Raw genomic sequence first — 21,255 nt, 5'->3', positions numbered from 1 at the left:
CACTACTTAACTGGCTAAAACTTAAGGGTTACTGGCTAAATAATCTCTCATAGCAGTAGGTGTATTACTTGATGAACAATAATCAAAAGAGGGAATTTGTTGCTGAATCTCCTTTAACTCTGGCGATGGATTTGGTACAGCATAAATTTCCCTTAATGCATCCGCCCACATTTGCTTTTTAACAAACAAATCTACTTTTTCTAAAGCAATCGTCTCTGTCATAGTTCCTTGCTGTTTAGATTTAGCTTCGATTTGTTGCAATTCACTAGCAATTTGATTCCGCTTTTCTTCTCCCATAATCTGAAAAGATAGTAGTTCTACAGGGAAAGGAATATGTAACCACAAACTGTATACCTGACCCGGTTGTAGTGGTTCGCCATCATATATAATGCTGGTTTGACCTGGAGAAATTTCTTTATCCCAAAAAGCCTTTTCACTACCCGGTTTAAATAACTCAATGCGCTTGACATTTCCTTGTTTCATATTCCAAAGAAATAAGGGTTTTAAACTCCAAATCTCCAGAGGCGTATTTGCATTTATATTTGTTGATAAAGCAGGATCTACTAAAATTTGCGGTGAAATGACACAAAGTTTTGGATCTCTTCCCCCAGCAGGAACTTTTGGACGGCGTAATAATGTCCATAAATCCCTTAGTCCCAAGGATATAAAATTATTATTTGTATTACTAATTGAATTTTGCGGCAGTTGTTTTTTAATAGTAGCTGCGCTAGATATTGTCAAGCCAAAATTAGCAATCAATACATTTGTTAACAAAATAGCCTGTAATAATTTCAATTTATTCACGAATGTTTCTCCTTGTAGCAATTAGGATGTAAATACCGAAAGTTAATGAGGGAAAAAACCAGGGAAGTAAAATCGCTGCTGAGGTGTAAATTTGTAACGAACTCAAAAGATAAATGACTAATCCACCCCAGAATATCTTAAATATTTTTACCTGATTGCGAGGATTTTCAATGATAATTAAAGTAACTGCTTTCCCTAACAAAGCACCTACTAAAATCATCAAAAAATCCGGTACAGGTACAACTAATCTTTGAGTGAGTAAATGGTGAACCATGTAAGCATGGGCTGCGCTTCGAGAAAATATACCATCTCCCCACCCATTCCAAAAAGAAATTGCTGGAGGTACAGTTTCATTGTCTTCACCCTTACCTCTAATTCCCGCTTGTTTATATCCAGATGGGACAATAATTACTACTTTATCTTTTAAGTCATGGTGTATTTGGGTTGTTGATTCACAAGAACCAAGTAACTCACAAGCCGAGATACTTTTGTAAACTTGGCTAGGAGGAAGAGAAAAGTCAAGAATTGGTTGAAAAGATTGTTGCAAATTAGATAAGGGATGTAAGCGCAAGTTTTGCAAAAAATTATATCTTGCATCTGACGATTTTATTGGTTGAGTAATAGTATTGCGAAAATCATTTTGGCTAGATAATTGCGGTTTAGGTAAATTAGCAAATAATGAATTTTGTGACTTTTGATGTTGTACAGCATAAGCTAAGGCTAAAAGATAGCTAAAAGGGTAATTTTTCTCATTATTTATCTTTGTTGGTAACTCAACATACCATCTAGCAATATAAACATCACCCGCCATACTCCAATTCAAACTAGCAATATCAGCAGTGACAGTTTCTTTTATATTTTCATCTTCAGTAGACAACGCCCCAAATACAAACCAATTTCCTTGAGATACAGCACCACGAATCGCCTGATTAAGTAGTTTAGTTTGCTGTGGTTGCTGTCCACCTTGATCTAAAATATAATCAATACCGATTAATTGCGAATTGGATTGAGATAGTTTTTGAATTATCTTGGCTAAATAACTATAATCTAAAGGATAAACTTGTTTAATGTTATCTTCATTTAACGATTTATTATCAATTTTGACTAAGACTAAGGGAGACTCTTGTTTAGAGAATTGATGAGTAAATTGGCGATAAAATGCTTGCAGCCATATCCGCTTATCTAAGAAAAAATCTTGGACATGAGGCAGTAAACTAATTAATAAAAGCAATAATAACCAACTCTCATATTTTGGTTTTGGTAACCATTTTTTAACTGCATTCCAAAAACCAAACGATTTCAGGCGAAATAGTTCTGCATCTGGATGACGATAGAGTGAAGGAACAAGATAAGCAGAAGGGTAAGAAAATCGCGTAACTTGTTGTTTGAGATATTGACAAGCATCTAATAAAGCCTGATGAACATCTTTGTATTCAGCTAAACTCTTGACAAATTGCACTAAAAATTTACGTGCTACGTGATTGTGTATTGGTTCTCGCATCACAATTACTTGGCTTAAACCCAAGTTAATTAGTGATTCAGCAATATCTATTCCACTACAAGAGTTAAAAATTGCAAACTGTAGTCCTCTCGCTTGCGCCTTTTTCAATACTTCTGCAATATCTTGAATTCCTAAAGAAACATTGGGCGCTACATATAACTCTCCCCCAGTTAATATATTTTCGTTACTGTGTCCAGCAAAAAACAAAATATCCCAGCCTTTATTATCATTAATTGCATTAAATATTTCTGTTTTTAATTCTGTTTCATTATCGGCATTAAGTACTTTAGATTTTTTCGTATTCCAACCGACAAATTCAATATATGCAATTGAATTTAGCGATTCTAATTCTTGTTTATCAGCTTGAAAATTTAAGTGCGTATCATAACCAATAATAGCTAAAATTCTCGCTTTACGTTTTAACGGACGGATAGGTTGATTGCGAATAGTCGCCGGAGTCCGGTAAATTTTGATTTTTTCGGGGATACCTAAATCTGTGCCAATTTCCCAAGTTTCCCAAGGTAATCTAGCTATTTCTATGGGGTTACAAGTTAAGAATACTTCAACAGATTGATATTTATCTGCTAATTTTCGCGCCGCATTCGCAATTTCCCGGCGAATATTAATTAAATCAGGACTCAACAACCAGCGATAAAATTCATCTAAAAATTGAGCTTCTGCATCTTTAAGTTGTTTGCTACGGTCTACTGTAATTTTACCAACACCGCTAATTACTTTTCTGCCGCGAAAATTTTTATTAATTACATTCCAGCCACGCAGATGAATATTAGGTAATTCCTGTTTCTGCAAATCGTGGATAGTTTTACGTCCCCGTAAATGTCGATAATAATCTAAATAAGCTCTTTGCCAATCTTCATAACATTGAGTTAATGATAAAGGATAATCAACTTGTTCGGTAATTTTTTGTCCTTCTCCTTGTAATTCAAATTGACATACTGATTGAATGCGAGTTACTGTGAGGTTAAAAAATGTTCGCGTTGTCGTCATGATTTTTTATTTGTCATTTGTCATTGGTCATTTGTAATTTGATAAATACAATGCATCAAAGTCAGTATGTGTAGTAAACTGACATATTTAAAATGTTGCAATCTAATTTTCTTGTGGGGTGGACATCTTGTCCGCCCAGGACGGGCGAGACGCCCATCCCACAAGAGTTTTACTAATGCAATATTTTAGCCTTATCAATTCAGTAGGGTGCAGATAGATTATCTACTCAAACTCACATATCTCTCATGAGGGGGAGGATATGTAGAAATTTACGGAGAAATCATCATTTGAGATGCAATATCTTAATATTACTTAACAACCATGCCAGCTATACCAGCTATTAAGCGGCAACTATCAAGCTAATTACAAATGACCATTGACCATTGACCATTGACCATTGACTATTGACTATTAACCATTAAACTCTAATGGCGGTAATGTTTGCGTTTGTCCGTTAGCAGATGTAATATTCACTAAAAATTGATCGTCGTAACTTCCCTCAACGAGAGTAAAGATATAATCCTGTTGCTGAGGTTGTAATTCTTCTTCTACTAAAATCTCGGTTTTATCAATTACTCGCAATGTAAAGCCAGAGGTAGGAGAGTTATTATCTGTAATAGTCTTCAAAATTAATAGTAGATTCCAGCCAAAGTTGTCATCTGGTAATAACCAAGTCACAGCATATAAGCGTAGTAAACATTCTAATTGTATTTCTTGATAAGCTCGTCCTGCTGTTGGGGGAATATCTATATTATGTGTAGTTTGAATGTGAGTGAGAATATTGTCTAATTCTTGTTCAGGGGTTTGATTGGCGCTGAGTAATGGGGTAAATGGTGCTAATACCTGCCAAGATAATTCTGGAATTGCTTGATATAATTGATGATTTAACCATGACCTTACATTAACGGCTGGCTGGGTGACAATTTGTAATAAATCTGGTGTTGTTAGTACTTCTATTCCCTGTTTCCAAGTCAAAACTTTGCACAGAGGAGAGTTACGTAATTGCAGTAATAGTGTTAAGAATTCTGCTGAAATTGTAGCGAGAAAATTTTGGCGATCGCGCGGAATTTCTGGTAAACTAATTGCCGAAGGTGAGAGACATTGCAAATACAGCAATAATTCGTTAGCATCGCTGTTAAACCAATCTAGCGGTAAGCGATAATTCCAATCTAAATCTGGTTTTAGTTGTGGTTGATATTGGCTGATTTCGTCATATCGTAAAAATCCCCTGATACTAGCTAACTCTATTTCTTCCTCAATACCAATGACTATATAAAAATGGGCATTAAATTCCGGTAAATCTAATAATGCTCTGGGTATAGTAACCTCTACATCACTAAAACCAAGATTGGGAATTAAACAAACTTTAAATTTACCAATAGATAGATTAAATGCAGTATTAATTACATCTGCATATTGAGTTTGCCAAGTTATCAATTCATCTTGATTAATTTTCAGTGTTGGTTCCCGTTCTGCTAACCATTCCCTACAAGCGAAATAAGTTAAAAACTGTAAATAAATCTGCCATTGTTTCGATTGATTGTGATATTTTAAACTATGCTTACTAGCTTCAGTAAAATATGCTGATGTTAAAGTAATGGATTCAGAAATTTGACTGAATTCTAAAAAATAATCCGTTTCATCATGATGTACATACATAATACTAAGTCCTTTTTCTGATTTCTATGCGCGTGCAAAGATATTCGCAAATAGCTTTAGCCAACTGGTTGTGGATGAGTTGCTTTGCTCCCGTACTTGCATCTATTCTCGCTTTTTCCATGACAGCTTGAATTTCTTCATCCAGGATAGCTTTTATTTTTGAGTCTAGTTCTATTATTTGGCTAGGATGAACATAAGCTTGTGCTATATCATTAACACATTCAAGTAAATAAGATAAAGTATTGCGACCAATATCAATGCGTAAATTTTTCAATGCTAATAATCGACTCACTTCTGGTTGATCCGTTAAATTTAATTGTTGAGCAATTTCTGTCATTGAAACTCCGCAACAATGAAATAAATGCAGAGCTTGAATATATTTTTCTGCCTTTTTTAAAGATTTAGGGGTTTTTTTACCTTGTAAGTAATCGAATCTAGCTCGAATGACTAAAAAAGCCGCATTAATCAGACATTGCTCGAAATTTTGCTGATACTTGGCTAAAAATGCTAATGGTTCGTCGGATGTTTCGGGAATGAAAATTTGATTATCATCTACTAAAGGAGTTAGACGAGGTAACCCTTGTTTAGCACGGATGCGTTCTGCGCGAATTAACTGAGCAAGATTTTGCAGACATTCGCGGATTTCTTCAGGAGCAGTGATTTCTTGATATAAATTTGCAATTTGTTGCAATTGTTCCCAAGTCGGCTCTGGATATCTAGTTTTAGCACCATTTTTTCTAATTTGTAATAGATGGGTGCGATAAATTTGGTGATAACTATTGAGAAGTTGGATGGCTCGGTCAATTTCAATTTGTGTGCGCTGGTAATTTGATAAAATTCGAGCAAGGTTTCCTGGTGTGGTGTAGTTGAGAATCATCCAATCTGTGATTTGTTCAATACCATGTTCTAGTAAAAACTGTTTGACAGTGCGATCGCTCTTTAGTATCCTGTTTGTCCAAGTTGATAAATTACTTTTTTCTGGGTCAAAAGTCTCTAAAATCTTCATAGTCAGGGATTGAGCATGATTAGCGTTTTTGCGATCGCCATCCAGCACCAGTGGTAACATCTCCTCAAGAGTAAAATCATGGGTTTTGCCAAATTTACTGGTTAAACCCTCGCAAATCGCCTTAATTTCGTGATAAATAAAGCAGCGCAGACAACCCAGCGCCAATTGCTGAAGATTTCCATCATGACGATATAACTGCATCAGTTGGCGCTGAATATCCCTGTCTGGTATATTTTCTTGCTCAAGTATCCCGGAAAACTGTTGCAAGAAAAACGCTTTATTCTGCATCAGTTCATGACAACAACTACGACCAAAACTATTAATGCTAACTAAGAGCCAATATTTAGATGCTCTATCTATCCCTGCTCGATTCAGATGCTTTTTGGCTACCATAAATGATAGTTTATTCGTGTTTTCACTAGTGAGATTGAGTTAAGATTGATAAAATCGCACCTAGCTCGTCTAAACGGCAGTATTTTGCCAAATTTCTGAATATACATTACCTGTTAATGGACTCCCGTATTCTCTACTTAGCTATATCTTTGGAGAATTTGAACTTATGTATTTTTTGGATGAACCATTTCCGCTTCAGATACAGCACTTTGATTGATATTAACTAGGGTGGTGCAATGAAAGATAGCTGAAGAAGGTTGTCATTAGTTATTGGTCATTTGTCATTTGTCTTAGGTTGGTCTTCCCGCATGTAAACCCAACTATGCCAAGCTTTTTAGTTGTTGGGTTTACTTCCTTAACTTAACCTAAATCTCTTATTACCTTCGGCAGAGAATAATCTCAAATCCCTATGTTTACGTCTATTTTCCACAAATGAATTTAGATGATGAAGCAGATATGCGTTCGCTCAATTCATTATTTTATTTAGCATTCAAAGTTAAGGGTATATTTTTCTCTCCTCGTAGTTACAAAAGAGGAAATATTTAGGACAAAATTAACTTTTTCAGAAATTATGTGCTATTTTCATTTAAAAAGTAAATTATTTTATTTTATTTATCAAGGGTGTTTGCAGTGGCAAGTTACTTATTTTGCCATTGATTTACCGTTTATAAAGACTGATATTTCAGTCTTTATAAGTGACCGTCTTTTTAGGCAACTGCACAAAAGCAACTAAACAAATTTGGAAAATTGGCTAGACATTTTAGGAGATAAACACCATGACTACACTAAAAGGAAACCGTAGAAACAACCGCTTAGTTGTACCTAAAGGAGATGCGAATCTTAAAAGTTATCAAATTTTCGGTCTTGGCGGTAACGATACCCTCATAGGTGGCGGTGGTAACGACACCATCATTTCGGGTAGCGGCAGTTCTTACCTCGATGGGGGTAACGGTAATGATATCCTGATTGGGGGCAGTGGCAAGGATACACTCGTTGGAGGTAGTGGCAATGATACCCTCAATGGTGGGGATGGTAATGACTTACTTGATGGCGGTAGCGGCAATGATATAGTGCTTGGGGATCTCGGCGATGATACCCTCAATGGAAATGATGGTAATGATAACCTCAATGGATATGATGGCAATGATAGCCTCAATGGTGGGACTGGTAATGACTTCCTTGATGGAGGTAACGGCAATGATATAGTGCTTGGGGATGTCGGCGATGATTTTGTCAATGGCAATGATGGCAATGATAACCTCAATGGAGGGGCTGGTAATGACCTCCTTAATGGCGGTAGTGGCAATGATATAGTGCTTGGGGATCTCGGCGATGATACCCTCAATGGCAATGATGGCAATGATACCCTCAATGGCAATGATGGTAATGATAGCCTCAATGGTGGGGCTGGCAATGACCTCCTTGATGGCGGTAGCGGCAATGATATAGTGCTTGGGGATCTCGGCGATGATACCCTCAATGGCAATGATGGCAATGATACCCTCAATGGCAATGATGGCAATGATACCCTCAATGGCAATGATGGTAATGACCTCCTTGATGGCGGTAGTGGCAATGATATAGTGCTTGGGGATGTCGGCGATGATTCTGTCAATGGCAATGATGGCGATGATTCTGTCAATGGCAATGATGGCAATGATACCCTCAATGGTGGGGCTGGCGACGATATAGTATTTGGGAATACTGGTAATGACAGCCTCGATGGTGGGGCTGGCGACGATATAGTATTTGGGGATACTGATAATGACAGCCTCAATGGTGGGGCTGGCAATGACATTGTAGTTGGTGGTCAAGGTAGCGACACCCTCACTGGATTTAGCGGTGTGGATTACTTAATTGGTGGTGGTTTCGTTGACTCGGCTGGTAATATTAATGACCCTTTCGCTCCCTCAGCTAGAGATGGCGTTCGAGACACTTTCGTACTGGGAAATACTACTAATAGTTTCTATGCCAATGGTGGTGACAGCGACTTCGCGGCTATTTTCGGCTTTGAGGCAGCTAGTGATGTTCTTGCTGTCAGCCCATCTATAGGTTTGGCACTAGGAGTTGGAACTGTTAACGATCCTTTCTTCGGTGGGGTGAGTGGTACATTACTTTACGCTAATCTTTCTACTGGGCTGGACTTAATTGCCGTACTAGTAGACCTATCACCTAATTCACTCACTAGCGCTAACTTCATCGCCGCTGCGTAAAGTCGTCTTTTTGAGAGCTACTTTGCCATAATCTCGCAACATACCCTTGCTAGAGACATAGCACCGCAATTGTTAGCTCAACTGCCCCATCCTCTTTTGAATGGGGCTTTTAACTAGGCGATAAAAACTTCTGTCATTTGTCATTTGTCGTAGGTTGAGCGTACCGCGTGTAAACCCAACTATGCCAAGCTTTTTAGGTATTGGGTTACCCTACGGGAAGCCGCTCCGCGTCTACGTTCTTCAACTCAACCTACATCTAGGTTACGAAATGTAAATAGCCTTGAAATCCTTACCAATGACAAATGACAGCCGTCACCAGTTATGTTTAATTGCACCGCCTTACTGAAATTTACAAAACTTTTACATAACCCCCCAACCGCCAAAGATATATGTAGGTAATTTCAGTGTCTTGACAATTCATCTATGCGTCGTAGTCCTTATCTTTTTATAGCTCAACCCTTACAACGCCTCACCCTTGCATCTTTGGTGCTATACTTCACATCTCCCTTGGGTGCTTTAGAACTAGTACCCTTGAGAACAGCGCCAGCATCAGCACAAAGCACCAATAATCGCAAAACCGAAGCGGATAGACTACTCAAACAAGGTGATGAACTGTTCGATAGCGATGAAAATCAAGCGGCGTTAAAACTTTTCCAACAAGCTTTGACAATATACCGTCAAATTAAAGATAGCCAGGGAGAAAGTATCGCGCTCAGAAAAATTGGCACTGTTTACGATTATTCGGGTGAGTCCAAACAGGCGATGACTTACTATAAACAAGCTTTAGACATTGCTGAAGCTATTAATAATACTGATTTAACATCAAGAGTATTGAGCAATTGGGGACTTGCTTATTTACATTTGGGAAATAGTCAGCGTACAAATGAATATTGCCAAAAAGCTTTAACAGTGGCTCAAGAAAGTAAAAACTATGAAACTGAAGCATTAGCATTAAAATGTATATCGGCTTTTTACTTGAATAGTCAGAGCTTTGAAAAAGGAATTGATTTGTTAGAAAAAGCTTTGGAAGCTATACGCAAAGCAAGCGGTACTCCAGAGGATAAACTGCGCCAAAGCAGGCTTGAATTTAATATCCTTAACGCTCGTGGTAATCTTTATTATGCCCTTGGTGGGTTCAAAATTTTCAATAAGGATGAAGCTGGTCATCAATTATTAAATCAGTCGATTCAAGATCAGCAACAAGCTCTAGCAATTGCTAAACAAATAGGCGATACTCGCAGACAGGGCGAAGCCCTCTTGGATCTTGGAGATACATACTCTTTCCAAACTCAGTATTCCAAAGCTGTAGAAACATTCAACCAAGCTTTAAAGCTTTTCCAAGCTAGTAAAAATTCTCGAATTCAAGTAAGAAAAACTTACACCAATTTGGGTGATGTTTACAAAAGATGGGGCAAGAAAAAGGAAGGACTAAAATATTATCTGCAAGCCCTAGAAATTATCAAAACAGAAGTGCCTAATTCTCCTGGAGAAAAACTCTCTCAGAATACAAATCAAGGCTGGCTTTTGTTAAATATTGGCATTGCTTACTCTGAGACAAGTAAGTATGAGGAAGCAATAAATTATTACGAAGATGCATTAAAAATATTGCATTCCGCTCTCAAGCAATCCGAAACAATTACTAACCCAACTGTGAAATATCAACAAACAAACATCAACAATGGAATTCAGTTGAGTTATCTAAATCTGTGTGTCGCATACAAGTTTATAGGTAAATATGAAGAAGGAACTAAAGCTTGTAAAGCTGCTGAAAATTATAGGAGTAATTCAGGTAATTCTACTTTGCCAAAAAATCTCTCTTCAGACAAGCTTAAATCAACTAAATCTCCTGAAAAAATAGCCAAGGCAGAAAAAGAGTTACAAGACGCTAAAGAAAGTTTAGAACAAGCACGAGTATTTCAGAATAAAAGCTTGGAAGCATATGCCCTAGCTAAGATTGGTGATGCTTATTCTGATTTAGGAAAATATCAGGAAGCTGAGATATATTTTAAACAAGCTATAGAACTTAGCAAGAGTGTTGAAAGTCCTGAATATAAACCAGTGCTATTTTTTCTTGTTGGAAATTTTTACAGTAAACAAAAAAAACAGGATGAAGCAATTGAGTATTACAAACAAGGCGGAGATTATGCCAAAGAAACTGGTTATAAACTACAAGAAGCAAATATATTTGCCCATAGTGGTATGACTAGTTTTTTAGCAAATAAACTACCTGAAGCCACTGATGCTTTATATAGAGCAGTGGATGTTTTTGATGCGATGCGTGATGAATTAAAAATAGACGGTAATCGGATTGCCATTTTTGAAACCCAGGCTAGAGTATTTAGTCTGTTACAAAAAGTTTTAATAGAGCAGAATAAATTCCCAGAAGCATTAGAAGTTGCCGAACGCGGACGTGCTAGGGCGTTTATTGCTTTATTAACATTACGAAATGCCAAAAAAGGCAATAATAAACAAAATACTGAATTACCAGAACTAATTCCGCCAAAAAATCAAGATTTGCAAAGAATTGCCAAACAACAAAACGCCACAATTGTAGAATATTCAGTACCCGAGCCTCCGCGATATGATGATGGAATTCATGATGAAAATCAGCCAGTATGGGATGGTAAAGAAATTTATATTTGGGTAGTTAAACCAACTGGTGAGATAGAATTTAAATCTCAAAAAATCAATATTCCTTTAAAAAATTTAGTTGCCACCACTCGTCTATCTATTGGAGTAGTAGATGATTCTCGTGGCCTTTTTAAATCAGAATATAACGTTAACGAAAAGCTATATCAACTGTTAATTAAACCCATTGCTCAATATTTACCTACAAATCCGAATGAAAAAGTTATTTTCATTCCCCAAAACGAATTGTTTTTAGTTCCCTTCCCTGCAATTAAAGATGAGCAAAATAAATACTTAATTGAAAAACATACTATTCTCACAGCGCCAGCAATTCAGGTATTAGAACTTACGCATAAACAACGCCAACAAGTAACAGGAACTGGGGCGTTAGTTGTAGGTAATCCAACCATGCCTATTCTTGCCAAGAAAGGAGCAACACCGCAACAGTTGCAACCTTTAAAAAATGCAGAGCAAGAAGCGCTTGAGATTGCTCAAATACTCAAGACTAAATCTTTAATTGGTAAGCAAGCTACTAAATCTGCTGTGAAACAACAGATGCTAAATGCGAGATTTATTCACCTAGCAACGCATGGATTGCTGGATGATTTTGGCTTGGGGATTCCAGGTGCGATCGCACTTGCACCTGATAATATTCCTAATGGCGAAAAAAATGATAATAACGGTTGGTTAACTGCTAGTGAAATATTGGATATGAAATTAAAAGCCGAACTAGTAGTATTAAGTGCTTGTCAAACAGGACAAGGTGATATTAAAGGTGATGGAGTAATTGGGCTTTCTCGCTCTTTAATTGCAGCAGGTGTTCCTAGTGTAGTTGTGTCTTTATGGAGTGTACCTGATGAATCTACCAAGTTATTAATGACGGAGTTTTATCGACAAATGCAGCAGACACCTGATAAAGCTCAAGCACTACGTCAAGCTATGTTAATTACAATGAAAATTAAAGAATACTCCGATCCTATAAATTGGGCGGCGTTTACTTTGATTGGAGAATCGACGTAAATTTTAAACAATCATTTCTTTACTAGCTTCTAAATCACCTCTCCCCGCTTCGGGAGAAGGTGATAAAGCCACCTATAAAACTCAGGAGATTGAAGCCATTTTCTGTGTCAAAGAAGGTTTGGTAAGAGGTTAATCGAACTCACATTAAATTCACAGTCAATTTTTCCTGAATTTTTTATATATTCTCCCCATGCAGGGAGATATATGCAATTAGCAATAAACTAGAAGGAGTTAAAAATATGAAATGCTCAATTAAGCAATATTTCGGTGTTTGTATAGCATTAAGTTTAATAACTTATATTCCTATTTCAGTTAATGCACAAACGACTCAATCATCAATAGCAGGAACTTACAGTTGCCAATATTTAATATACGGTTTAATGGGTGTTGTACCTGTTCCTGCACCTAGCCCAGTGGGTACAATCCAGCTTGATGGTAGAGGTAGGTATTCTTCTGATAATTTTGGCAGTGGTAATTATGTATTTGATTCCTCAAAGAAAACAGTGAGTTTCATAGATGGAAAAATGGCAGATGCAGTTGCGGCTTATTCTATAGATGAGAAAGGTAATCCAGAAATTAGTTTTGAGCCAGAACTTAATCCTAAAATTAAGTTTGATCAGTCTCACTATTGCCCAAAAGATAGTAATTAAAAAAGGTACAGATCATTGTAAGCGCACAATATTGTTTATCTGTGTCAACTTAATCTAAAAATAGCCTCTCTTTTAGCTTTGTCACCCGCCTTTCGACTTCGCTCAAGGCTAATAGCCAAAGTAGGGGCGGGTTCAGCGAGATAGTCGTGAATTATTGGAGCATATCTGTGAACCCGCCCCTACTGAAGTAGACTCAAAATTTTGCTACATATCTAGTCATCTTTAGATGACTTTCGCTATGAGCAAGGAACTTCAGTTCCTTGCGGGGCAAAGGTTTCGTGTTAAGTTGACACTACCTGTGGACTTTATTAATCTCTCATCTTCCTGTATGTACACAGAATACAATTTTTTAGGGTGCGATCGCGGATAGATTTTGCATAATTATATCGAGCTTATGGGCGATCGCTTTTTTTCATCTTCTGCAATCAACGATAAATAAAAAAGAGTTAAAAATATGAACTGTTTAACGCCCTCACCCTAGAAGGGTGGGGCTAAATAAACAAAGCCTGCGGAGGCAGGCTAATAATATGCATCTTCATATCGAAATGGTATTACACCTGTGTTGATTCGAGATTTATCAATTAGGAATTATCGTACATAAAAGGGTTTAAGACCCCTACGTCTATAAGTAGTATCATTTTCAGTAGGGGTTTAAATCGCCGTCTGAAAACGGTAAACTTTTTTGGAAGCAGGAGAGGATGTCAAAGTCAGAATTACTGCTTTAAAGGATGAAGGTAGTATTAAAAATGTCAAATATTATGAGTAACGACAATCAAATTGCGATCGCTCACCATGAATGTATTTCTCTTTGCTAACCCACAATTAAGTTTATTTACTGACTGGCAAGAATGGATAACTGTATCTGCATATTTAAGTTTGACAGTTTTGGTCATCTGGGGTGTATTTAACGCCCAGAAGCGATGAAAATTACCGCTTAAAGAAACGACATATCAGTTCACCTGGGTCTTTGTCGCCAAATGCTACAAAAGTCCCATCTTTGAGAATTTTAACTTGAGAGCGGCAGTTATAAACTTTCGTCGGCTCTTTGACATCATCTACGCTCACAGAAGCTTTGTATTCCCAGTAGTTTTTAGCACTACGTTCAATACTGAGAATGCAAACACGATGTCCATGATAGTTTTGGCATACAGCAGCAGTAGCTGGAAGCGCTACTGTCAACGAAAGCATCAGCACCAGTAAAAAAGTCAGATATCTAATCGCGCTCATGGGATCTTTATTCTCATTTGCGGGAAATCATACAGTATCTAGGTGCAACCTGCTGTATCTATGACGTAGAATGGGTAGATTTACCAGCTTATTTCCCCAAAAATGGCGATCGCAGAAAAATATGTAGGAATTGTGGTGGCAAAATCTGTATTGCATTCAACTAATTTATTAACTTATTGCAATTAACACATGAGTTAAATGCATTAATTGCATATCTAGGTTTGAATCAAAACCAGATAGATGCGATCCTCATTAGTGGGAATAAAGATGAACGCCCCTGGTAATAACCGGGGGCTTTTTGTTTTTAGGTTGCAAAGCGCTACATCACTACAGAAGCGATCGCACTCCTTCACCCTTTTACGCTTTAAACGTCAACACAGGACTCAACCGCGCCACTACACCCACCATTTCCGCCTCAACCTGCACATCAATTACAGATTGAATTGGTTTATAAGCGGCTGGTGCTTCCTCAATTCGCCGCTCTTCCCGTAGGGTGATGCAGTCAACTCCAGTTAATCCGAGTGAGGCTTCACTGTGAGATGCACCTTTGCGGTTGAGTTCAAACCGAGATTTTACTCTCCCCGCACCATGTGATGCAGAATAACAAAATGCCGGATTACCTTTACCCACCATCAAATATGAGTAAGCACCCATTGAACCAGGAATAATCACAGGTTGTTCTGCATAAGCCGGACAAGCGCCTTTGCGGGTTACCCATCCCTGACCTTCGGGTAAGGTGATGTTGTGCGGTAAGTCGTAAACTAGAGGTGCTTCCACATCACCGTAAACTTCCCGCAACCGCAGACGTAGTAGTTCAGCTAAAAGTAGGCGATTGATAAAACCATAGTTAGCAGCTGTGGCTTCAGCTTCTAAATAACTGGCGACTAGTTCGGGGTGGGAATGTACAGAAAGGGGGAAAATCTGGGATTCTGGGTATTTTAAACCCTTTTTCCAAGCAGCTTTCGCTCTATCTCGCCACATTCCCCCAATATACTTACCCACATTCCGGGAACCAGAGTGAACCATGAAAGCTAACTGTCCCTCACGCACTCCCCAAGCATGAGCCAAGGCGCGATTTTCTACTTTATCTACTCGTTGCACTTCGACAAAATGATTCCCAGAACCAATAGTTCCTAGTCCACCATCCCGTACTAATCCCTCATCGGGAACTAATTCTGCGGGTGCAAGTTTCCAGTTACCATCCATTGAACCATTGAGAAAAATACCATAATCGCTCTCCTTTGCTAGTTGTTCTATATCAGACTTAACTAAACTCCCCGTAGGTCGGTCTAGCATTGCATCTAACCAACCAGGAACCCCATGCTGAAACAATGCACCCATGGCATTGGCAGTCATTGTGACATCGCGCGTACCGAAAAAGTAATCACCTTTCATCCGTTCGACAAATATGTCGCGCTTGGCGAGAAATTGCTCGATTGTTAAATCCGCAACATGCAGGCGCATCCCACAGTTAATATCAGAACCAACAGCCGCAGGGATAACTTGACCGACAGTTTCGACTACAGAACCAATAGCTACACCCGCATCACCAGGGTGAAAATCAGGGGTAGCACAGGCGCGACAAACACATCCGCCTGCTGGGTGACGAATGCTAGCGAGGTTTGCTAATTGCTTTAAAGCTTTGGCTTCTACGGGGAAGTTTTCTGGCAATAGGACTTCTGCTACAGTTGCATCAGCAATATTACTTAAGCGAACAGAATAGGTATGGTTGTGATAACTCACATCCAAACCCTGCCGAGCTAAAGCACGCAAGAGACGTTGAAGATTTTTTGGCTGCATGAAAATTTTGTAGAGTCTGGAATTAGACTCGCAATATTGATTGAAGAGGTTAGGAGACTTGGGTTCAGCAGCCGCGTCTCAATGGTGTAAAGCTGGTTTTCCAGGATTTGAGGGAAAACAACAGGTTAATTATTTTGATACCACAAAATTTATGCGTTTGGCAAGGATTTTGTATTATAGCTGTTGACAGTTGACTGTTGACAGTTGACAGACTTAAAAGCCTTTTAGTATCAGAGTTTTATCTTAGCTTGATGTCCTAATCTATCTGGCTACAGCTAGACTTCGTATTACATTAGGCTCAATAAGTTTGTAAACAAATATGAAGTTTGGCAAAAAAACTTGTAAACCTACTGGACTCTCCAGTCGAAGGGAGAATTTAGGATGAATATCAGGTGAATATCAGTCAAGGATTTTTGACGGATCGGCCTTAGCAGCATCACCAAATGGCTGTAATGATGTCGGGGATGGCTGGAAATCAGCTACTCACTCACAAATTATTTGTTTGACTCAAGCTATCATCGAATCGCAAACTGCTGAATTTCAGCAAATGCAGCAATGGTATCAAGCTTGGTCTGATTTTATTTCCCTTCAATCATCTTAAACTTATGACACTGAAACTTACTGTTCCTAATATGGCTTGTTCGACTTGTGCAAACAATATTACCAATGCACTTAAAGCCATCGATGCCAATGCTAATATTCAGGCAGATCCTAAAACTAAGCTGGTAAGCGTTGATACTCAAATCTCGGAAACGACTATCAAGGAAGCCTTGGCTGCTGCTGGTTATCCGGTTGCTTAATTGTTGACGGTTGACGGTTGATTGTTGACGGTTGACGGTTGATTGTTGACAGTCAACCATCAACAAATTTGAGGATTTAGCGCAGTACTTGAAAATTATCAATGGTCAGATATAGCTCTTCATCGGCTATCTGGGCATTGTAATCGATATTAATTTGAGTCGGGTGACCGTATCTTGCAGAATAGTTGACATCTAGGTTGAAGGCTTGACGCGCGATCGCATCTTGAATTACATTAAACAGCTTAGGAATGGTATTGTAATTTGCAAAAAATTCTGGATTAGTAACTGGTAAGCCTGTCTCTACAGAAGTGATAGATCTTGTTTTCCCGTTACGGACTTCAATGACTACTGGCCCTCTAGCATCAGGGATGCAAAAGCAACCATTACTAAATGTATAGCGATAGTTAAGAATATTTTGTTTCTCCCACAAACGGCGATTGAATTGTAACTTCCGTTGATTCAAGCTAGTACGTACTGGTGATTGTGCTATCTCGATGGGAGGTTGAGACATTACTGGTAGGTTGAGACCGAGTAATATTAAGTATCCAGCACTGAGAATGATTGATAGGCGCATATTATTTGACTTGATTACAAAACCTGGGATAAATATATCCCCTTAATATTTTAAATTTAGGTTATTTTGTGCTTAAAATTAGCAAAATGTTGATATTTTTTAGCAAAAAGATTCTCTAATAAATCCTTAAGTCAGTCTTACCAAGGCTTCACAGCGATTCCTTCATCTTCCAGCCACGAACATCAGTAATTGAGCGCTTCTGGTATCGTCCCTTGTAGGGGCAAGGCAGTGCCTTGCCCGCAAAAATGTATCGGACTCAACCGCTCGCTGATATACAGCATATTTCAGGTAAATGAGGTACAGGCTTCGGGGCATAGCAGTGCCAGTGCCCCTACAATCAACGATAATCTGCTGTGTATATACTTTCCTTCCCAATGATAGAGAAAGTAATTATCCTGGTTTTCTAAAGTTGAGTCATTGTCCAACATCCTTGGAGATGCGATCGCATTTCCAAAAAACGCAACCAATAGATTACTGTGGAGAAGCAAGTTTATGACTCAAGCCAAAGAACTACAACCACCGCAACAGCAAAATCCTCCTGGTAGTGAAGCGCAAATGACGCCCAAGCCTCAGTCTGATGATTCCAAATACCGGGGAAGTGGCAAATTACAAGGTAAAGTAGCTTTAATTACTGGCGGTGATAGCGGTATTGGTAAATCTGTTGCTATTTTCTATGCCAAAGAAGGCGCAGATGTGGCAATTATGTATAAAAGTGAGCATAAAGACGCGGAAGAGACAAAACGCCTGGTAGAAAAAGAAGGCAGACGTTGCTTAACAATTGCAGGTGATATTGGTGACGAACAATTCGATCAACAAGCTGTGCAGCGAGTCGTTAAGGAGTTGGGACACCTCGATATTTTGGTGAACAACGCCGCCGAACAGCATCCCCAAGAAAGTATTGATAAGATTACAGCTGAACAATTGGAGCGGACTTTCCGCACCAATATCTTTAGTATGTTCTTTCTCACCAAAGCCGCTTTACCCCACCTCAAAGAAGGTAGCGTAATTATCAACACTACCTCTGTGACTGCTTACAAAGGTAGCCCCCAACTGCTCGATTACTCAGCAACGAAGGGGGCGATTGTCGCTTTTACCCGTTCTCTTTCCCAATCTCTGGTAGAGAAAGGAATTCGGGTGAATGGTGTAGCTCCCGGCCCGATTTGGACGCCACTAATTCCCTCTACATTCCCAGAGGAAAAAGTCAAGAGCTTTGGTTCTCAAGTACCGATGCAACGCGCCGGACAACCGGAAGAAGTCGCACCTAGCTATGTATTTCTCGCATCTGATGACTCTTCTTATATGTCCGGTCAAATTCTCCACCCCAACGGCGGCGAAGTGGTGAATGCATAATTAGGGCATTGGGCATGGGGCATAAAAAGTCAAAAGTCAAAAGTCAAAAGTCAAAAATATTTCTGAATTTTGAATTTTGAATTGATTTTGTCCCCCTTGTCCTCCTTGTCCCCCTTACCTCTCTTCACCCTAATCTCTTCTCTAAATACTGACCAATCATTAACTGTTCGCCAGCACGAGAGATAATCGTCTGGCGAGTGCGGTATTTAGTGCCGATAAGCTTTAACTCTTCCTCGAATACCGAGCCGTTGTACTCTGTGCGCAAACACAATGTTTTGGGATTGGGGAAATAATATTCGGCGCTAATTGGCTTAGATGTGGCGAAACCGCGATCGCGATATAAAATATTTCCTAATGCACCAAATAACGTGGAACCTTGAGATTCTTGCTTACCTGTGACTACATCTGTACTATCCCAGGTGACTTCTGTACCACATACCAAACTGACTGCATCTGGTAATTCGTGTAATTGCGCTAGCTTTTGCAGTTCTTCGCATCCCGGCTCTAAAAACCGAATTGCGATCGCGCTAACTATTTCTTTGGTCGTTCCTGATGATAGGGTGTAATAACGCCGTTCCGATCGCCACTTACCCACTGATTCCTGAAAAAATTCTGCAATCTGTGATTCTTCAGTGGTTTTTGTCAGTTTGAGTGGTGATTTCACTGCTTTCCTTCCTTAGACAAAATAATATAGATAGTAATAGATAGTTTGGCTTGGAAACTCTCTACATTACATCTGTCCCTAATACCAAATTTCTTTACTATTTTTAATCTAAACTAGATATTGAAACTATTACTGATAGTTTGGCTACAATGCTAAACAACCAAATTTTTACTTTCTTTCTGCCTGGGGATAGAAGCCAAAAATTAAATAATTACTTCGATCATCTCGCTTTGTCTTATATCTTGCGGCAGATATTAGAAATGCTAAAAATACGTATACTAAATTTACATGAGGAGTTCAGTACATTAAATTCTCTGGCACTGTCTACAACTAATTCTTCCTTGTGGAAAATGCAGGCTTGATATCTAGCTTCAACCGGTTAGGGTAAAAGCTGATTCCATGCAAATTCACAAAGAATTGGTGACAGCAGTACAGCAAAGAGAATTTATCTGCTTTTGTCTTTGTAGACGGCTGTTTTCAGCCAGCGCCGCCCTGTGAGGAAATCAATGATTTTTTTGGACGGAAATAAGCCGCACAAACTCTTAAACATGCCAAATACTATAGCTGCATCCCAAATAATTAACTCTCGGTTACATCACAAAGCCGATCAAGAACATCAGCAAAAGTCTAGGTTAGTAATTGCTTGCTTCCTGGGCTTGAGCTTATTCACAACGAGTTGTGCTTCATCACCCAAAGAATCAGCCGATGCTCAATCTCAAGGGCCTGGTGCAGGTAGACAAGGGGGTGGCGCTACACCTGTAGATGTAGCGATCGCGCGCACGGATAGCCTGCAAACACAACCAGAGTATACTGGTAGTACCATTCCCTACCGTACAGTGTCACTGCGATCGCAAGTTGAAGGGCGATTATTAGGATTAAATGTCGATGTTGGCGATCGAGTTAAACAAGGGCAAAACATCGGACAATTAGATGATGTCCTGCTGTTAACAGACCTCAAGCAAGCAGAAGCAGAATTAGCCTCCCTGGAATCAGAAGTAGCCAGAGCTACAAATCAAGTAAGTAATGCCCGCGCCCAAGTCGAAAGCGCACGGTTGCAATTAGTACAAGCTCAAGCCGATTCCCAACGCCAACAGCAACTAGTTGAACAAGGCGCGATCGCCGAGCAAACAGCCCAACAAGCCCGCACCGAAGCCCAAACAGCCGCCCAAGCCTTACGGTCTGCCACCGAGCAAGTACGCACCGAACAGCAAGCAGTCGCCGCCGCCCAAGGTCGAGTAACTGCCCAAAAAGCTGTAGTTGCCCAGGCTAAGGAACGCCGTTCCTATACCCGCATAACATCTCCCATTACTGGTGTAATTACTGAGAAAGTTACAGAACCAGGCAACCTACTCCAAGCAGGTGGGGAAGTATTAAAAATAGCCGACTTTAACCGGGTGAAAGTCGTCGTCCAAGTATCCGAATTAGAACTCGGACAAATTAAAATTGGGCAATCTGTAGAAGTGCGTTTAGATGCTTTCCCCGACCAAACATTAGTCGGGAGAGTCGCCCGTATTTCCCCCGCCGCCGATGCGACAGCTAGGTTAATTCCTGTAGAAGTAGTCATTCCCAACAGCCAGGGTAAAATTGGTAGCGGATTATTAGCAAGAGTTAATTTTGCTACTCAAGCAGCCCAGCGAGTAGTAGTACCGCAAACAGCACTTCAGAAACCACCTAGAAATCAAGCTGCTTCCCAAACCACAGAAAATAAACAAGCATCAAATGAGCAAACAGGCACTTTATTTGTAGTTACAAATACTGAAGGTAAAGCCCAAGCCACAGCCCGTTCTGTAACTCTGGGAAAAAGAGCTGATGCGAAAGTCGAAATTTTATCTGGGTTACAAGCAGGAGAAAGCTATGTTGTGCGCAGTGGGAGACCACTAAAAGATGGGGACGCCGTGCGTCTTTCAATTATTTCAGAAAAATCTCAGTCAACCCCGAAAGGGAATAAACAGTAATTT

General features: G+C 39.3%; 15 protein-coding genes. 7 read left to right on the top strand and 8 right to left on the bottom strand.

From position 1 onward, the window contains the following. Positions 1 to 21: 21 nt before the first annotated feature. The 4 genes from AACW45_RS17765 to AACW45_RS17750 all read right to left on the bottom strand — a co-directional run bounded on the left by AACW45_RS17765 (position 22) and on the right by AACW45_RS17750 (position 6,371). Positions 22 to 804: a DUF928 domain-containing protein gene (locus AACW45_RS17765; RefSeq protein WP_190633841.1), complete on the bottom strand. Its 783-nt coding sequence runs from the start codon at positions 802 to 804 to the stop codon at positions 22 to 24. Then, positions 797 to 3,313: a CHASE2 domain-containing protein gene (locus tag AACW45_RS17760; protein ID WP_190633839.1), complete on the bottom strand. Its 2,517-nt coding sequence runs from the start codon at positions 3,311 to 3,313 to the stop codon at positions 797 to 799. Before AACW45_RS17760 ends, AACW45_RS17765 begins: the two co-directional genes overlap by 8 nt. A 411-nt stretch (positions 3,314 to 3,724) precedes the next feature. Continuing rightward, positions 3,725 to 4,972 carry a DUF1822 family protein gene (locus AACW45_RS17755; protein ID WP_190633837.1) on the bottom strand — a complete coding sequence of 416 codons (1,248 nt, stop codon included), beginning with the start codon at positions 4,970 to 4,972 and terminating at the stop codon, positions 3,725 to 3,727. Between the two features lie 4 nt (positions 4,973 to 4,976). Next, entirely contained in the window at positions 4,977 to 6,371 is a 1,395-nt protein-coding gene (locus AACW45_RS17750) for a hypothetical protein (protein ID WP_190633833.1), read from the bottom strand. Positions 6,372 to 7,147: 776 nt separating this feature from the next. Here AACW45_RS17750 and AACW45_RS17745 point away from each other — a divergent pair. From AACW45_RS17745 to AACW45_RS17730, 4 genes are all read left to right on the top strand, one after another. Next, positions 7,148 to 8,584 (top strand): calcium-binding protein, encoded by a 1,437-nt coding sequence (locus tag AACW45_RS17745; protein WP_190633831.1) that lies wholly within the window; start codon positions 7,148 to 7,150, stop codon positions 8,582 to 8,584. Between the two features lie 423 nt (positions 8,585 to 9,007). Continuing rightward, the gene (locus AACW45_RS17740; RefSeq protein WP_190633829.1) at positions 9,008 to 12,232 is read left to right on the top strand and encodes a CHAT domain-containing protein; all 3,225 of its coding nucleotides are present in this window, start codon (positions 9,008 to 9,010) and stop codon (positions 12,230 to 12,232) included. 239 nt (positions 12,233 to 12,471) lie between these two features. After that, a complete protein-coding gene (locus AACW45_RS17735; protein ID WP_190633826.1) occupies positions 12,472 to 12,882 on the top strand; it encodes a hypothetical protein in 411 nt (136 codons plus the stop codon). Between the two features lie 792 nt (positions 12,883 to 13,674). Then, the gene (locus AACW45_RS17730; protein ID WP_277880412.1) at positions 13,675 to 13,806 is read left to right on the top strand and encodes a hypothetical protein; all 132 of its coding nucleotides are present in this window, start codon (positions 13,675 to 13,677) and stop codon (positions 13,804 to 13,806) included. A 3-nt stretch (positions 13,807 to 13,809) separates the two neighbouring features. On the opposite strand, the gene AACW45_RS17725 is transcribed toward AACW45_RS17730, so the two are convergent. Continuing rightward, entirely contained in the window at positions 13,810 to 14,109 is a 300-nt protein-coding gene (locus tag AACW45_RS17725; protein ID WP_190633824.1) for a hypothetical protein, read from the bottom strand. A gap of 357 nt (positions 14,110 to 14,466) precedes the next feature. Then, positions 14,467 to 15,909: an RtcB family protein gene (locus tag AACW45_RS17720; RefSeq protein WP_190633822.1), complete on the bottom strand. Its 1,443-nt coding sequence runs from the start codon at positions 15,907 to 15,909 to the stop codon at positions 14,467 to 14,469. A gap of 605 nt (positions 15,910 to 16,514) precedes the next feature. On the opposite strand from AACW45_RS17720, the gene AACW45_RS17715 reads away from it, so the two are divergent. Continuing rightward, the gene (locus AACW45_RS17715; protein WP_190633820.1) at positions 16,515 to 16,709 is read left to right on the top strand and encodes a heavy-metal-associated domain-containing protein; all 195 of its coding nucleotides are present in this window, start codon (positions 16,515 to 16,517) and stop codon (positions 16,707 to 16,709) included. A gap of 76 nt (positions 16,710 to 16,785) precedes the next feature. On the opposite strand, the gene AACW45_RS17710 is transcribed toward AACW45_RS17715, so the two are convergent. Beyond that, on the bottom strand, positions 16,786 to 17,283 hold the full coding sequence (locus AACW45_RS17710) for a DUF6174 domain-containing protein (protein WP_190633819.1): 498 nt from the start codon (positions 17,281 to 17,283) through the stop codon (positions 16,786 to 16,788). A gap of 492 nt (positions 17,284 to 17,775) precedes the next feature. On the opposite strand from AACW45_RS17710, the gene AACW45_RS17705 reads away from it, so the two are divergent. Continuing rightward, entirely contained in the window at positions 17,776 to 18,633 is an 858-nt protein-coding gene (locus AACW45_RS17705; protein ID WP_190633817.1) for an SDR family oxidoreductase, read from the top strand. 124 nt (positions 18,634 to 18,757) lie between these two features. On the opposite strand, the gene AACW45_RS17700 is transcribed toward AACW45_RS17705, so the two are convergent. Further along, entirely contained in the window at positions 18,758 to 19,297 is a 540-nt protein-coding gene (locus AACW45_RS17700) for a phycobiliprotein lyase (RefSeq protein WP_190633815.1), read from the bottom strand. Between the two features lie 548 nt (positions 19,298 to 19,845). Here AACW45_RS17700 and AACW45_RS17695 point away from each other — a divergent pair. Next, on the top strand, positions 19,846 to 21,252 hold the full coding sequence (locus AACW45_RS17695) for an efflux RND transporter periplasmic adaptor subunit (RefSeq protein ID WP_190633814.1): 1,407 nt from the start codon (positions 19,846 to 19,848) through the stop codon (positions 21,250 to 21,252). Positions 21,253 to 21,255 lie beyond the last annotated feature (3 nt).

The organism is Calothrix sp. FACHB-168 (assembly GCF_963889195.1).
GTDB lineage: Bacteria > Cyanobacteriota > Cyanobacteriia > Cyanobacteriales > Nostocaceae > Aulosira > Aulosira anomala_A.
The sequence above is the reverse complement of the archived record's forward strand: the minus strand, read 5'-3'. Positions and strand labels throughout refer to the sequence as shown.